The sequence below is a fragment of the Roseibium sp. SCP15 genome, assembly GCF_040329435.1.
Classification (GTDB): domain Bacteria; phylum Pseudomonadota; class Alphaproteobacteria; order Rhizobiales; family Stappiaceae; genus Roseibium.
This window is the reverse complement of sequence record NZ_JBDZYI010000002.1, coordinates 1,358,702-1,374,279: the sequence shown is the minus strand read 5'-3', so window position 1 is coordinate 1,374,279 and position 15,578 is coordinate 1,358,702. Positions and strand designations below refer to the sequence as shown.

The 15,578-nt window shown below is 57.8% G+C and carries 11 protein-coding genes; 7 read left to right on the top strand and 4 right to left on the bottom strand.

Going from position 1 to position 15,578, the window contains the following annotated elements; translation table 11 throughout:
• Positions 1–3: 3 nt before the first annotated feature.
• The 4 genes from argH to ABLO27_RS13675 all read right to left on the bottom strand — a co-directional run bounded on the left by argH (position 4) and on the right by ABLO27_RS13675 (position 4,601).
• A complete protein-coding gene (argH, locus tag ABLO27_RS13690; RefSeq protein ID WP_353033470.1) occupies positions 4–1,500 on the bottom strand; it encodes an argininosuccinate lyase in 1,497 nt (498 codons plus the stop codon).
• Positions 1,497–2,300: a carbohydrate ABC transporter permease gene (locus tag ABLO27_RS13685; protein WP_353033521.1), complete on the bottom strand. Its 804-nt coding sequence runs from the start codon at positions 2,298–2,300 to the stop codon at positions 1,497–1,499. The genes argH and ABLO27_RS13685 overlap by 4 nt, the downstream gene beginning before the upstream one ends.
• An 80-nt stretch (positions 2,301–2,380) precedes the next feature.
• A complete protein-coding gene (locus ABLO27_RS13680) occupies positions 2,381–3,280 on the bottom strand; it encodes a carbohydrate ABC transporter permease (RefSeq protein WP_353033469.1) in 900 nt (299 codons plus the stop codon).
• Positions 3,281–3,344: 64 nt separating this feature from the next.
• Positions 3,345–4,601, bottom strand: a complete 1,257-nt coding sequence (locus tag ABLO27_RS13675; protein WP_353033468.1) for an extracellular solute-binding protein — start codon at positions 4,599–4,601, stop codon at positions 3,345–3,347.
• Between the two features lie 125 nt (positions 4,602–4,726).
• On the opposite strand from ABLO27_RS13675, the gene ABLO27_RS13670 reads away from it, so the two are divergent.
• The 7 genes from ABLO27_RS13670 (at position 4,727) to ABLO27_RS13640 (ending at position 15,577) form a co-directional block, all read left to right on the top strand.
• A complete protein-coding gene (locus ABLO27_RS13670) occupies positions 4,727–5,887 on the top strand; it encodes an ROK family transcriptional regulator (RefSeq protein ID WP_353033467.1) in 1,161 nt (386 codons plus the stop codon).
• Positions 5,888–5,904: 17 nt separating this feature from the next.
• The gene (locus tag ABLO27_RS13665) at positions 5,905–8,238 is read left to right on the top strand and encodes a PIG-L family deacetylase (protein ID WP_353033466.1); all 2,334 of its coding nucleotides are present in this window, start codon (positions 5,905–5,907) and stop codon (positions 8,236–8,238) included.
• Positions 8,219–9,121 (top strand): DMT family transporter, encoded by a 903-nt coding sequence (locus ABLO27_RS13660; RefSeq protein WP_353033465.1) that lies wholly within the window; start codon positions 8,219–8,221, stop codon positions 9,119–9,121. Before ABLO27_RS13665 ends, ABLO27_RS13660 begins: the two co-directional genes overlap by 20 nt.
• A gap of 173 nt (positions 9,122–9,294) precedes the next feature.
• Positions 9,295–11,448: a 4Fe-4S binding protein gene (locus ABLO27_RS13655; protein WP_417714788.1), complete on the top strand. Its 2,154-nt coding sequence runs from the start codon at positions 9,295–9,297 to the stop codon at positions 11,446–11,448.
• Positions 11,449–11,477: 29 nt separating this feature from the next.
• The gene (nosZ, locus tag ABLO27_RS13650) at positions 11,478–13,388 is read left to right on the top strand and encodes a TAT-dependent nitrous-oxide reductase (RefSeq protein WP_353033463.1); all 1,911 of its coding nucleotides are present in this window, start codon (positions 11,478–11,480) and stop codon (positions 13,386–13,388) included.
• Positions 13,389–13,391: 3 nt separating this feature from the next.
• Complete coding sequence (locus ABLO27_RS13645; RefSeq protein WP_353033462.1) at positions 13,392–14,675, top strand: nitrous oxide reductase family maturation protein NosD; 1,284 nt, start codon at positions 13,392–13,394, stop codon at positions 14,673–14,675.
• On the top strand, positions 14,672–15,577 hold the full coding sequence (locus ABLO27_RS13640; RefSeq protein WP_353033461.1) for an ABC transporter ATP-binding protein: 906 nt from the start codon (positions 14,672–14,674) through the stop codon (positions 15,575–15,577). The genes ABLO27_RS13645 and ABLO27_RS13640 overlap by 4 nt, the downstream gene beginning before the upstream one ends.
• Position 15,578: the final 1 nt, after the last annotated feature.

The following is a 15,578-nucleotide window of genomic DNA, read 5'->3' as shown; positions in this document are numbered from 1 at the left end:
AATTCAAATCTCCAGCAATGCCGCAAATGCAGCATCAAGCAGTTCGGTTGATTGCGTGTGGCGGGCGTTTCGTCTTGCCTGTTGTTCGTTCAGGCCCGCAAGGCGCGCCTTGTAGATCTCAACTGCGTCCCGAAGCGCTTCGGGCGCAGGACCTCCCGGTCGGGTCCTGCGGGCAATAAAGGTCTCTGGTGAGACGGAAAGCGAAAATGCTTCTGCGTTGAGCGTCGTGTCTCGCCCGGTTTCGGCTCTGAAGGCTTCGCAGAAATGGGTGAAGCCTTTTGCCAGAGGTTTCTCGTCGGCAAGGACACCACGGGCAGTTGCCGCTGCGATTTCGTGTGCCTGCCGGAAACTCAGGGTTTCCTCTCGAACGAGTGTGTCGGCCAATTCGGTAATCGTGATGCAGGCAGCGTCCGAATTGCGGCGGACCCGGCTGGCGTCGATGCTGCACGCGGGGAGGAAGGCTGTCAGCAGCTGCAGCACTCTGCTGCCGCTCTCAAATGCAGCATATCCGGCCTGTTGGACTTCACCTTCGCTGTCGTTCATGTCCGTAAAAGGCGTGTTGCGCATGGTGTCGACCATGACATCGCACCGGCCCGCGGTCACAGCTGCCAGATGACGCATGTGCTCGATCGGAACCGGGTTGCGCTTCTGCGGCATGATCGAGCTGATCTGGACAAAGGCGTTCGGCACGTAGAGCTGGCCGACTTCAAAGGAAGACCAGAAGGCCATGTCCTGAATCAGGCGGCCAAGGTGCACGAAAACCAGCTTGAGAGCAGAATAGAGACCCGTGACATAGTCCACGGACGCGATACAGCCATAGGAGTTGAGAAGCGGGGCCTCAAACCCGAGCAGATCTGAAACCTGTTGTCTGTCGATCGGAAATCCGCTCGTGGTGATGGCCGCGGCTCCCATCGGGCAATGGTCGAGATCCTCTGCCGCCAGGTTGAGGCGCGCCATGTCCCGCAAAAGAACTTCCAGGGCCGCACACAGATAGTGGCCGAATGTGGAGGGCTGCGCCGGCTGTCCGTGCGTATAGGCGACAATCAGTGTCTCGGCTTCCGCTTCAGCCTTGTCGGCGATTGCCTCGGCGAGAGCTGCAAGTTCCCGCCACAGGACCTGCACCCGATCACGCAAGGCGAGCTTGAACAGTGTATGGTCCATGTCGTTACGCGACCTTGCGGTATGCAGCATACCGCCGAGGTCACCCAGCTTCCGGCGGAGCTCTGCCTCAACGAAGAAGAAATAGTCCTCGTGTTCGCCGGTGTATGTGAGGGCGGCGACATCCGTTTCCGCGTCGATTTCCTTCAATGCCCCGGCAAGGGAGCGGACCTGATCCGGGTTTAGAACACCGGTATCCTTCAGCATCACCAGATGGGCTCTGTTAATCGCTCCCATATGCTGCGCGTAGTGGGCCTTGACACCTTCGAACAGGGCCGACAGCACCGTGTCCTTGTAAACCGGATCCGGAAACCGGGAGGTGTCGTTGCGATTTCCGCTCATCCCTTCAACCCCGCCATGACAACACCGCGGATGATGAACCGCTGGAAGATGAGAAAGACGATCAGAGTCGGCAAGGTGGAAATGGCCGCACCGGTCATGATCAGTTCCCAGGCCACGTCGACCTCGTCGCCGAACCCGGAAAGACCAACCGGCACCGTGTACATCTCCACTGAATTGGTCACGATCAGCGGCCACAGGAACGCCGTCCAGTTGCCGAGGAAAACAAAGATCGCAAGTGCTGCAAGTGCCGGTTTGACCAGCGGCATGGCGATCCGCCACCAGATCTGAAACTCGTTCAGCCCATCGATACGCGCTGCTTCCAGGAAGTCGTCGGGAACGCTCTCAAAGAACTGTTTCATAAGAAAGGTGCCAAACGCGGTCATCAATCCCGGGAACATGATGCCCCAGTAGCTGTCCAGCCATCCAAAGGACTGGCTCATCATGTACCAGGGGATCACCAGCATTTCGGTCGGGATCATCAGGGTCGACAGGATTGCGATGAAGACGATCTGGCGGCCGGGAAAGCGGAACTTGCAAAGGGTGTACCCGACAAGACTGTCGAAGAACAGGTTGGACGCCGTCGTTATCAGCGCGATGATGATCGAATTGACGAACCAGCCGTAGAACCGTCCGTCTTCAAGAACATAGGTGTAGTTCTCGATCGTCGGCTCATCAGGGATCAGGTTGACGTTGTAGACTTCGTGGGGCCATTTCAGCGACGTCGAGATCATGTAGGCGAGGGGCGCGATCATCATCACGCCGCCGAGAAACAGGACCATCCAGCGCAGTACCTGGCCCATATTGCGCTGCTTGTTCGCCTTCTTGGAGAACAGCGCGTCTGCGCTTGCATTAGGCTGCCCGGATGCTTCGGAGGCAATGGTCATGTGTTGTCCCCTCTAAGAATCCAGAGCTGAAACAGGCTGACAAGCAATAGAATCACAAACAGAACAACGGTTTGCGCAGCCGCATATCCCATGTCGAAACTGCTGAATGCCGTTTCGTAGATCATCAGAACGAGTGGTTTGGTCGAGTTCAGTGGTCCGCCAGGGTTGTTCGTTGTCATGTTGAACACATGATCGAAGATCCGCAGGAACCCGATTGAGGAGAACACCACGATGAAGACGATTGTCGGCTTCAGAAGTGGCAGGGTGATGCGCGTCAGCACGGTCCACCAGCCGACACCGTCAATACGCGCCGCCTCATAGTAACTGACCGGAATGGCCCGCAGTCCCGCCATGAAGATGATGATCTGGAACCCGAGCCCGGCCCACACTGCCGGAGCCAGCACGGATGGCAGCGCGTTGGTGGTGGAATTCAGAAACTCGATTTGCGGGATGCCCATTGAAGCCAAGGTGTTGTTGAAGAGGCCGATCGGAACCGGCTGATAGAACCAGCGCCAGACCCAGGCCATGGCGACCGCCGACGTCATGAATGGCAGGAAATAGAGCATGCGCAGGAAGCCATGCATGAACCGCGTCTTGTCCAGGTGATAGGCAATGACAAAACTGATCACGAGTGAGATCGGAGTGCCGAGCAGAAGATAGGCAAACGTGTTGCGGAAGACTTTCCAGAAAACCGGGTCGTTCCACAGCTTCACGTAGTTGTCCATGCCCGTCCAGGTTCGAGCCCCCAGAAGGTTCCAGTCCTGAAACGAGGTCACGAAGGCTGCGCCGGTCGGATAGAACCGGATCACGACGTAAAAGAGCGTCGGTACGGCAAGGAAGATCCATGCCCACAGAATCTGTTTCTGCCGGATCGATAGATTTTTGTAGGCTGACATTACCCGCACCGCTTATGCGAAAGGTCCGGGCTGCCGGTTATCCGGCAGCCCCTTCAGGCGAAGATTACTTGCCGTAGTACTCGTCCAGGATCTTCTGCTCCTCGGCGGCCGCGGCGTTGAGGCTTTCTGTCGGGTCCTGGCCTTCGATATCGATCCGGGCAACCATGTCCATCAGGGCCTGGCGCTGTGCGGATTCGTTGGCGAACTTCGTCGTGTTCGCATATTCGAGACCACGGATGAACGGGCCATAGGTCGGGTCGTTGGCGTTTTTCTCAACGAGGCCGACAGACGGTTTCGCCGGCAGTTCACCAACCACGTCCAGCCAGACCTGCATCGCCTCATCGGAGGTGAGGTAGTCGAGGAACTTGACTGCGGCGTCGTACTTTTCGCCTTCAGCCTTGGTGGTGATGCCGTTCACCCAATAGGAGGAGTAGTTGGATTTCTTGCCGTCAGGGCCGGCGGGCAACTCGGCAACGCCCCATTTCAGGCCACGCACCTTGTTCAGAGATCCGATGCGGAAGGAGCCGTCGATATGCATGCCTGCGCGGTTGCCCTTGAAGGCTGCCTGAGGCTCATCCATGAAGCCCGATTGGGTCACCTTGTGATCTTTTTCCAGACCCACATAGAAGTTCAGGGCGTCGAGACCGGCTTCATTGTTGTAGTTGACGGTCTGATAGTCGTTCTCGTAGGGATCGCCACCAAACTGACGAACGAGCACTTCACGGAACCAGTGGTGATCCTGGGCGTTCATGCCGGTGGTGATGCCGACCTGGGTAATGTTGCCGGCCCCATCGACCTTGGTCAGCTTTTTCGCTGTATCAACAAGTTCGTCGAGAGTGGCCGGAGGTGTTTCGATGCCGGCCTCGTCGAAGAGCCGGGTGTTGTAGAAGAGCGCAAGCGAACGGACTGCAGTCGGTAGCGCGTAATAGGTGCCGTCCTTTTTCATGGCCTGAACCATGGGGAAGAACTCGGAATCGATCTTTGCTGGATCGAAAACGTCCTTGGGAAGAGGCTGGATCAGGTCAGCTTCGATGTAATCGTTCAGCCAGCCGTAGAACAGTTGCACCACATCCGGGCCTTCGCCGGCGGGAATGGCGGCTGCCACCTTCGTCCGGTAGTCGGCATATGGGAAATGGGTCATCTTGACCGTGATATCCGGATTGGCTTCCTGGAACTTTTCGATCAACTGTTCCATCGCCTCGACACGGGCATCAAAGAAATATTGCCAATATTCAATTTCGACAGCCCAGGCCGAACTTCCTATCAGGGTCGCTGCAGCGGCAACCCCACCCAGCGCCATGCGCTTTAACTGCTTCAACATTGCTGATGCTCCCATCTGGATTGGTGTGACCGTATCGCACCGAAGTGGCAGTCTTTTGCCGCCTATCGGAAAGTGATTAAGTCAAATAAATTGAATTGTCAATTTTCTTGAGTTAATAACAGGGAATGAAGAGCGACACACAAATCAGGGGGTCGAACCCGCTGCGCAGCCGAAACCGGAACCGGCAGGCGGTGCTGGGCCATATTCAGGCGGCCGGCACGATGGGCCGCGCCGAAATTGCGCGTGCCCTCGGGCTGTCGACCCAGGCCGTCTCAAACATCATAGCCGATTTGCTGGGTGAAGGGCTGATTCTGGAAAAGGGAACCCGGATTGCCGGACGCGGCTTGCCCGCCGTCCAGTACGGGGTGGATCCCAAAGGAGGTTATGCCTTCGGTGTGGAAATTCGCCCGGATGCCATTTTCACCGCACTGCTGGACCTTTCGGGAACAACGGTCGACACCGCGCGCACGGAACTGACGGACAATTCGCCAGACATTGTTGTGGGAAGAGTCCTGAGTCTTCGTGAACGGATGCTTGAGGCCGCCGGGGTTGTTGATGAACGCCTCCTGGGAACGGGAATTGTCATGCCGGGCCCATTCGGCAAGACCGGCCTGTCAGGCCGCAGTTCCGACCTGCAGGGCTGGGAGGATACCGATGCGCGCTCCCTCTTTGAAACCTCGCTTGGAGGCGCAATTGAACTCTCCAACGATGCGAACGCTGCCGCACTTTCAGAACGCCTGACCGGGGCTGCGCAAGGCATCGGTTCATATGCATTCGTTTATTTCGGCAAGGGCCTCGGGCTTGGCATCATCAGCGAAGGGCGTCTGGTGTCAGGCGCTTTCGGCAATGCCGGCGAGGTCGGCCACGTGCCCGTTCTCGGCCCGGACGGACCCGTGCCGCTGGAAAGCATGCTCAGTCGCGTCTCCATCCAGTCGTTCATCGGTGGTGACGACCCGCTTGATCAGGAAACTCTCGATAGATTGTTCCGGGAGCGGGATTCCCGTCTGCTGGATTGGCTTTCACGCGCCGCCGAAGCGCTTGGACAAGCTGTCCTCCTTCTGGAAAACATTCTCGATCCTCAGACCATCATTCTGGGCGGCGCAATGCCGGGCGCCATTATCGATCATCTGGTTGAAGCCTGTCCGTTGTCGGCTTCCTCGGTGTCCAACCGGCAGGACAATCCGTTCCCCAGACTTCAGCGCGGTACTTGTGGGCGCATGACAGCCACTTTGGGTGCAGCGTCACTTGTTCTGCACCGCGCCTTCACTCCTCAACAAGACACCTGATCTCCCGGACGAATTTCATGGCCCTGACCGACCCCGAGCGTATCGCTCTCGAAATCGAACACCCGCATATCGTCGAGTTGTGGCGGGCGCTTGTGCCGCTGCGGTCTCTTGTGTCTTTCATGAACACAGGCGCGCACCCGGATGACGAAACCTCCGAAATGCTCGCTGTTCTGGGATTTCAGGACGGTGTCGATCTCTCTTATGCCTGTTCGACCAGGGGCGAAGGCGGGCAGAACGACATCGGCCGCGAGGCAAGTCAGCAGCTTGGCGTCTTGCGTACCGCGGAAATGGAACGTGCAGCCGACCGACTGGGGTTGCGGCTCTATTGGCTGTCGGAAAGCCCTGATGATCCGATCTTCGATTTCGGGTTTTCCAAATCCGGAGAAGAGACGCTTGCCAAATGGGGCAGGGAGCGAACGCTCAAACGTTTTGTCGATATCCTGCGCCAGGAAAAACCGGACATCATCTGCCCGACATTTCTGGATATCCCGGGGCAGCATGGCCATCACCGTGCAATGACGGAAGCCGCCGAAGAAGCCATTGGTCTTGCGGCTGACCCGGCCTACCGCGACAGCCTCCTGCCCGCGTGGGAGGTGTCGAAAATGTATCTGCCTGCCTGGTCGGGTGCCGGACAGGCTTATGACGATGACCTTCCGCCTCCACCTGCGACATTGATGATCGGCGGCAAGGGCTTTGATCCGGTCACCGGGTATTCCTATGCCCGCATCGGAGAACAGAGCCGCGTCTGCCACAAGACACAGGCCATGGGACGCTGGATCCCGACAGGGTCTGAAAGAGACTGGCCGCTGCACCTCAAGTTCAGCCGGCTCGGACTGCAGGACGACAACCTGAAGTCAGGGTTGCCGACTTGTCTGGCAGATCTGGGAGCCGGCCCGGATCTCATCGAGGCAGACCGGGAAATGGCTGCGGCTGTTTCAGCATTTCCCGATTCCGAAGCAGTCCTGAAACACGCCAGCAACGCGCTCGCAGCCCTTCGGCTCGGGGCCGACAAGGTCGCTCAGCGCTTCGCCAACAAGATCGCTCGAAAGGAAGCCCAGCTTTCAAAACTGATCCGGACTGCCGCACGTGTCGAGTGCCGCGTGCGCCTGGAAAAAAATGTCCTTAGCGCGAACGACTTCAGCACGGTCCAGACGGAGTTTCGGTCCGGTCTCTCAGAAGCACATGCACTTTCGCTCGCGCTTCCGGAGGGCTGGTCGGGGACTATGAGCGAAGTGCGCACGGAAAATGCTCCCTTCAGCAATCCTTATCCGGACACCTATCTTCCAGGTGAACCGGATACGCCTCACGCCAGACTATCTCTGACAACGCATGGTGTTGTCAGCGAAACGGCCATTCCCTTCGAAGTCCCTCCTCAGGTGCTGCCTGAGCGCAGCGCCGTTCTGTCGCCCATGGCGACGGTGCTCAACCGGTCCGGCGGCAATCGATCCCTGACCTTCAAGGTTCCGGCAATCGTGCCGGCCGATTGTCAGGCCACGCTGGACCTGCCGGAAGGATGGAGCGCGCGCGAAACCGCGATGGGGTTTGAGGTCAAACTTCCATCCGACGTTGCGGAAGGAGCCTACAAGGTTGGCCTGCTCCTCGATGGAGAACCCGCGAACACCGTCATCCCGGTAAAGTATCCGCACATTGCGCCCCGTCACATGATCCTGCCGGCTGAAGCATCCGTGTGTGTTGTGAATGCAGGAAAGAACTCCGCGAGGGTCGGCTATATCGGCGCAGGCAACGATCGCGTCGATTACTGGCTTTCCGGCCTCGGGCTGGACGTTGTTTCTCTTGATGCCGATGATCTGACGAATGAGGCCGCTCTATCAGAGTTCGATACGATTGTGATCGGTATCTTTGCAGTCAGGTTCAAGGACGGTTTGAAAGAGGCAATGCCCGCATTGCGCAAATGGGTGTCTTCCGGTGGAACGCTGCTCACCCTTTATCATCGGCCATGGGACAATTGGGACCCTGATAGAACGCCTCCTGCACGGCTTGAGATCGGGCAGCCCTCCTTGCGCTGGCGGGTGACTGATGAAAATGCAGCCGTGACGGTGCTGTCTCCGGATCATGACCTCTTTACGAAGCCGAACCGGATCGACAGCGACGACTGGGCCGGGTGGCAAAAGGAGCGTGGTCTTTACTTCGCCAAGAGCTGGGACCCGATTTACGAACCTCTGCTGGAAATGGCGGACCCGGGTGAGGCACCGCACATGGGATCGCTCCTGGCTGCGGACATCGGCAAGGGGCGGCACATTCATTGTGCATTGATCCTGCACCACCAGATGGAAAAACTCGTCCCCGGTTCCTTCCGGCTCATGGTGAATCTTGTTTCGCCGAGAACCTGAACACGCGGGGCATCAGACCTCCGCCACCAGGGAGAATGCGGTCGGTGGCCTCTGGTTGCTGGCAGACATGAGCCTCAACATCTGGGCGCTCAGTATCGTCAAGGCGCTGGGCCTCGATTACAGTTCTGCGCAGTTGGTGTTTCTGCGCGCTCTGACCGGGCTGGTTCTGATCTTGCCGTGGATATGGCGTGCATCAGGTGACTTCAGAAAACCCGACCGGCTGACGCTTCACTTTTTCAGGGTCGCGGCGTCAACAGTGGCGCTGACAACGAGCTTCTTTGCCATCGCCCGCTTGCCGCTGGCGCTGGTAACCGCCATCAATTTCACGCGGCCTATCCTGACAATGGTGCTGGCGGTTGTTTTTCTCAAAGAGATGATCGGTCCGCGTCGCTGGATAGCCGCAGCCATTGCCTTTGTCGGCGTTCTCATTGCCGTCAGTCCAGGATCCGTACCGTTTTCCTGGGGACTTCCCGCGATTGCAATGACGGTTCTTGCCGGAACATCCGCCGTTATTCTGACGCGCAAACTTGCCGATGTTCCTCTGGTCGTGATGATGACGTTCTACACGGCTGGCCTCGCAGTTCTTGTCTTGCCATTGGCGGTTGTCACCTGGGTTCCGGTGCGGACCGAACATGCATTGCCACTCATTGCCATCGGTGTATGTGCACAGTGTGCTCAATTTTGTTTTTTGAATGCGCATCGCCGTGCCGCAGCGGCGTTCCTGGCGATCCTGAGCTATCTCAGCCTGCCGCTTTCCGCAGGTGTCGGCTTTTTTGTCTTTGGTGAAAGTCTCAGCGTCAATTTTCTTATCGGCGCCTGTTTGATCGTTTGTGCCTCCGCCTGGACGGGGTGGCGCCAGACACGGTCCGGAAAAGCAGCGTAAAAACCTTACTGTAAGACTCTGTTTTTGCTCTGACTTGACAATCGTCAAAGCGAAACCAGTTCGAAACACCGAGAATTGGGCCAGCGTCATTCAAGACAAGTGCTGGAGCGCTTCTCGTGCGTCCCCTATTTAATATCATTCGCCTGTGTGCGATCGGCCTCGCCATCCTTCTGGTGAGCGCATTGTCGCCTTCGGCAGAGGCCCTTGCGGCTCAAGTTACGCGTTTCCTCGACAAGGTCGAGGCCGGAGACCTCGTGCCCGGTGCGGATTCGTTCGGTCCATTGCAGGAAAACGTTCCTGTGGTGGCCGCACTCAAGAACGGGGAGACCGTCGGTTGGGTCTTCCTGACATCTGACTATGTGTCCACTACCGGCTATTCGGGCAAGCCGATCCATACGCTTGTCGGCGTGGATCCGTCCGCCGTGATTACCGGTGTCAGACTGGTCAAGCACTCCGAGCCGATCGTTCTGATCGGCATTCCCGACAGCAAGATCAAGGCCGTCACGGAAGGGTATGCCGGACTTGATCTGAAGGCCGAGGCCGAACGCGGCGGCTCGGCGCACGATCTGGACATCATTTCCGGCGCTACGGTGACCATCATGGTGATCGACGACTCCATCGTTCGGTCAGGACTGAAGGTTGCAAGAGCGCTCGGACTTGGCGGACTTGCTCCGGAGGTTGCCGAGCAAGGTCCTCAGCTGGAAATCGACTTCGACAAGCAGGAAGTTTCCGACTGGATGACCCTGACCGGTGATGGCTCTGTTCGCCGCATGTCCCTCGACGTTGCCCAGATCAACGAGGCTTTTGTCGAGCAGGGTGACGAAAGGGCCATCGCCCGTCCGGAACCCGGACCCGATACAGATACCTTTATCGACCTTTACGTTGCCCTGGCAGACGTGCCGTCCATCGGCCTTTCCCTGTTGGGTGAAGCGGAATATCAGAACCTGAAAAACCGCTTGAAGGAAGGTGAGCACGCAATCCTCGTCATGGGACGCGGCCGCTATTCCTTTAAGGGGTCAGGCTACGTCCGTGGCGGCATTTTCGACCGGATCCAGATGATCCAGCACGATGTTTCCGCCAGGTTCTTCGACAAGCAACAGGTTCGTGTTGGTGAAATCCTCGCCGATGGCGCTCCGTCCTTCACGGAGATGGACCTTTTCATCATCCCGGCCGACATCGGCTTCGATCCGGCAAGAGATTTCCGCTTGCAGCTGCTTGTGCAGCGCGCTGTCGGGCCTATCGACAAAGTCTTCCTGACTTTCGACCTCGGATATCAGTTGCCGCAGGATTACCTGAAGGCAATCCCGGTCGCGGCTGCTCCTGCGGACCCGGCAGCAGCTTCAGCCGTTTCTGCCGGTGATCAGACCGTTGTCGAGAAGCTTTGGGTGCGGATCTGGAAGGGACGGGTGTTCGATGTCGTCGTGCTCGGCGTCGCGATCGGTGTTCTGACCCTGGTGTTCTTCTTCCAGATGCAAGTGACGAAAAACGAACGTTTCACATTCTGGTTCCGCATCGGGTTCCTCACCTTCACGCTGGTTTGGCTTGGCTGGATGGAAAACGCCCAGCTTTCGGTCGTCAATGTGCTGGCCTTCTTCTCGGCACTGACAAATGAATTCAGCTGGGACGCGTTCCTGATGGATCCGCTGGTCTTCCTGCTGTGGTTCTCGGTCGCAGCCGCGCTGCTGTTCTGGGGCCGCGGAGCCTATTGCGGCTGGCTGTGCCCCTTCGGCGCCATGCAGGAACTGACCAACCGGATTGCCAAGTTCTTTCGCGTGCCACAAATCGAAGTGCCCTGGGGGCTTCACGAGCGCCTGTGGCCGCTGAAATACATGATCTTCCTCGGCTTGTTCGGATTGTCACTCTATTCGTTGGACGTGGCTGAACATTACGCCGAAGTCGAACCGTTCAAGACTGCAATCATTTTGAAGTTCCAGCGCGCATGGCCGTTTGTCCTGTTCGCAGTTGCTCTTTTGGTCGCCGGACTTTTCATCGAACGGTTTTATTGCCGCTATCTGTGTCCGCTCGGAGCTGCATTGGCGATTCCTGCCCGCCTGCGCATGTTCGACTGGCTGAAGCGGTACCGCGAGTGCGGCAATCCCTGCAATCGCTGCGCCAAGGAATGCATGGTCCAGGCCATCCATCCTGAGGGCAACATCAATCCCAACGAGTGTCTGAACTGCCTGCACTGCCAGGTTCTGTATCAGCACGATCAGAAATGTCCTGTCTGCATCAAGAAACTCGCCAAGCGGCGGAAATTCGAGGTGCAGACGGGAATCCGAAAACCGGAAAAGGTAGCCCAATCGGCAGAACCCATTCCGGCCAAATAACCTTCAAACGGCAAATAAGGAGATCAGCCATGAAGGATAAAGAACAACATTGGGGCATGTCCCGAAGGGACCTGTTAGGCGGCACTGCCAAGACTGCAGTCGTTGCGGGCATGGGGGCAGTCGCTGTCAGCGGCGCCAATTCCGCGCTCGCGGCTGAAGGCGGACAGAAATTCGAGATGGCGCCTGGCGAGCTCGACGAATACTACGGCTTCTGGTCATCGGGTCAGGCAGGCGAGCTTCGCATTCTCGGCGTTCCGTCGATGCGCGAACTGATGCGCGTGCCGGTTTTCAACCGCTGCTCCGCTACCGGTTGGGGACAGACCAACGAATCCCTGAAGATTCTGACCGAAGGTCTGTTGCCTGAAACCAAGGCATTCCTGGCGGCCCAAGGCAAGGTTACCTACGACAACGGCGACCTGCACCACCCGCACATGTCCTTCACCGACGGCACTTATGACGGCCGTTACATTTTCGCCAACGACAAGGCGAACACCCGCGTAGCCCGCATCAACTGCACCACAATGAAGTGCGACAAGATCATCGAGATCCCGAACGCGCACGACATTCACGGAATGCGGCCGCAGAAGTATCCGCGTACCGGCTACATCTTTGCCAACGGCGAACACGAAGCACCGCTCGTCAATGACGGTAGCATCCTGGATGAGCCGGACAAGTACTCCTGCATTTTCACCGCTATCGACGGCGATGAAATGAAGGTGGCCTGGCAGGTGATCGTTACAGGCAACCTCGACAACTGCGATGCCGACTATCAGGGCAAATACGCTTTTTCCACCAGCTACAACTCGGAAATGGGCATGAACCTTGCCGAAATGACCGAGAGCGAGCTGGATCACTGCGTGGTCTTCAACATCAAGGCCATCGAGGAAGCTGTCGCAGCCGGTAATTACCAGGAACTCAATGGTGTTCCGGTCGTCGACGGTCGCAAGGAAGCCAATTCCCAGTTCACCCGCTACATCCCGATCCCGAACAGCCCGCATGGTTGTAACGCGGCTCCGGACAAGAAGCACATCGTCATCAACGGCAAACTGTCCCCGACGGTTTCCATCATTGACGTGACCAAGGTGGACGCACTGTTCAGCGACAACGCCGATCCGAGATCTGCAGTCGTCGGTGAGCCGCAGCTGGGTCTTGGTCCGCTTCACACCGCGTTCGATGGTCAGGGCAACGCCTTCACCACGCTGTTCCTGGACAGCCAGGTGGCAAAATGGAACATCGACAAGGCCATCCGTGCCTATGCCGGTGAGGAAGTCGATCCGATCATTTCCAAGGTCGATGTTCACTACCAGCCGGGCCACAACTCCACTTCCATGGGTGAAACCGCGGAAGCAGACGGCAAGTGGCTGATTTCGATGAACAAGTTCTCCAAGGACCGGTTCTTGAACGTTGGTCCGCTGAAGCCGGAGAACGAGCAGCTCATCGACATTTCCGGCGATGACATGAAAGTTGTCCATGATGGCCCGACCTTTGCCGAGCCGCATGACAGCATCATTGTTCACCGTTCGAAAGTGAACCCGGCAATCGTCTGGGAGCGCAATGACCCGAGCTTCGCCGATGCGGTTGAGCAGGCGAAAGCAGATGGCGTTGATCTGGAAGACGCCGCCGACGTCATCCGTGACGGCAACAAGGTCCGCGTCTACATGCACTCCGTCGCACCGACCTTCAGCCTTGAGAAATTCACGGTGAAACAGGGCGACGAAGTTACGATCTATGTCACAAATATTGATGACATCGATGATCTAACTCATGGCTTCTGCCTGGCGAACTATGGTGTTGCTATGGAAGTCGGTCCGCAGGCGACTGCGTCCGTGACATTCATCGCCGAGCGGCCGGGTGTGCACTGGTTCTACTGCCAGTGGTTCTGCCACGCACTCCACATGGAAATGCGCGGCCGCATGCTCGTTGAGCCAAGAGGAGCCTGATCCATGCATTGCGCCCTGCAAAAACTAACGGGTCGCCTGGTCGTTCTAGCAGCAGCTCTGGCGGTGTGCGCACCGTTGTCTGCCAAGGAATGGTCTGTCCCGGCAGAGCAGGGCGCCCTGCAGGACACTCTGGAAAAAGCGCAGGCCGGGGATGTTCTCCGGCTTGCTCCCGGTGACCATGCCGGACCTGCTCTTGTCGACAAGAGCCTGGTCCTGGATGGTGCCGGAAAAGCCAGGATTGTTGGAACAGGTGAAGGCAGTGTCGTAACGGTTACGGCAACGGATGCCGAAGTCAGGGGTCTTATCCTGACGGGTTCCGGCCTGTCTCATGAAACTCTGGATGCAGGCGTCAAACTGACCAAGACCGCTCATCGGGCAGTCGTTCGAGACAACAGGATTTTGAACAATCTGACCGGTGTCGACGTGCATGGCGCACGCGATGCCCTGGTGTCGAACAACCTGATCGAAGGCCGGCAGGATCTGCGCATGAATGAGCGCGGCAACGGCATCTATGTCTGGAATGCGCCCGGTCTGCTCGCAGAATTCAACACCATCCGCTACGGCCGCGACGGCGTCTTCGTCAACACCAGCCCCAAGGACACGTTCCGCAACAACCGGTTTGAAGGCCTCCGCTTCGCAGTCCACTACATGCACGGCAATGGTGGGGTGGTTGAAGGCAATGTCTCGGAGGGCAACGATATCGGTTATGCGCTGATGTTTTCCGACCGTCTCAAGGTCCGTGACAATGTTTCAATCGGTGACCGCAACCACGGCCTCATGCTGAACTATGCCAACCGCGCCAAGATCACGGGCAACCGGGTCTCCGGTGGCGGCGAAAAATGCCTGTTCATGTACAACGCCAACAAGAACACGGTTGAAGACAACCGGTTCGAGGGCTGTCCGATTGGCGTTCACTTCACTGCCGGTTCCGCCAACAACCGTTTTCAGGGCAACGCTTTCATCCGCAACAAAACCCAGGTCAAATATGTCGGCAGTCGCCTTCTTGACTGGAGCACGGAAGGTCGCGGCAATTTCTGGAGCGACCACGCTGCCTTTGACATGAATGGCGACGGTCTTGCCGATACGGCCTACCGGCCCAACGATCTTGTTGATCAGGTCCTATGGACCCAACCTTCTGCGAAACTTCTTGTCGGCAGTCCGGCTGTACAGCTGCTGCGCTGGACCCAGTCCCAGTTTCCGGCCTTGTTGCCGGGAGGGATCGTCGACAATGCCCCTCTTATGCATCCGCCGGTTCGGCCCATGCCAAATTCTGGAGTTCAAGGATGACGAATTCCACTCTTGCTGTTCAATCCGTCAGCAAACATTTTTCCAGTCACACGGCTGTTGATCAGGTTTCCTTCGCCCTTGAACCGGGAGAGCGTGTTGCGCTTCTGGGTCACAATGGCGCCGGCAAGACCACACTCTTCAAGATGATCCTGGGTTTTCTCAAGCGCGATGGCGGCGACATTTCTGTTCTGGACGCCGCCCCTGGAAGCAACGCTGCCCGTTCTGCCACGGCTTATCTGCCGGAATCCGTTGCCTTTCCGGCAGCGCTCACCGGCGAAGAGGTTCTGAAGTTCTACGCCCGGCTGAAAGGTCAAAAACCGGCGGTCGCCATGCCGCTTCTGGAAAGGGTTGGCCTGGCAGAAGCTGCCAGAAGGCGGGTTGGCACCTATTCCAAGGGGATGCGCCAGCGTCTTGGCTTGGCTCAGTCTCTGATCGGAAATCCGCGCCTGGTGCTGCTGGATGAGCCGACAACCGGCCTGGACCCGATTTCCCGGCAGAATGTCTATGAGCTCATCGGTGAAATCGCCGAAAAAGGGGCAACGGTTCTGCTTTCTTCCCACGCTCTCACCGAGCTGGAAGCGCGGACCGACCGGATCCTGATCCTGTCGAAGGGCAAGCTGGTTGCCGACGACATTCTGAGTGAACTCAGGGCACAGGCTGGCCTGCCGATCAAGCTGAAGGTCTGGACCAAACCCGATGCGGTCAAAGAAGTCGCCGAACATCTGGGCGCTGGCCGGATGAACGGCCGGTCTGTCGAGCTCGACTGCGATATTGAAGAAAAGGTCAAAGCCCTGTCGGCCATCAGCGCTCTTGGCAACCTGGTGGAGGATGTCGACGTGCACGCGCCGAGCCTGGACGACGTCTACAGACATTTCTCCAACGCGGCACAAAAGGAAGCTTGAG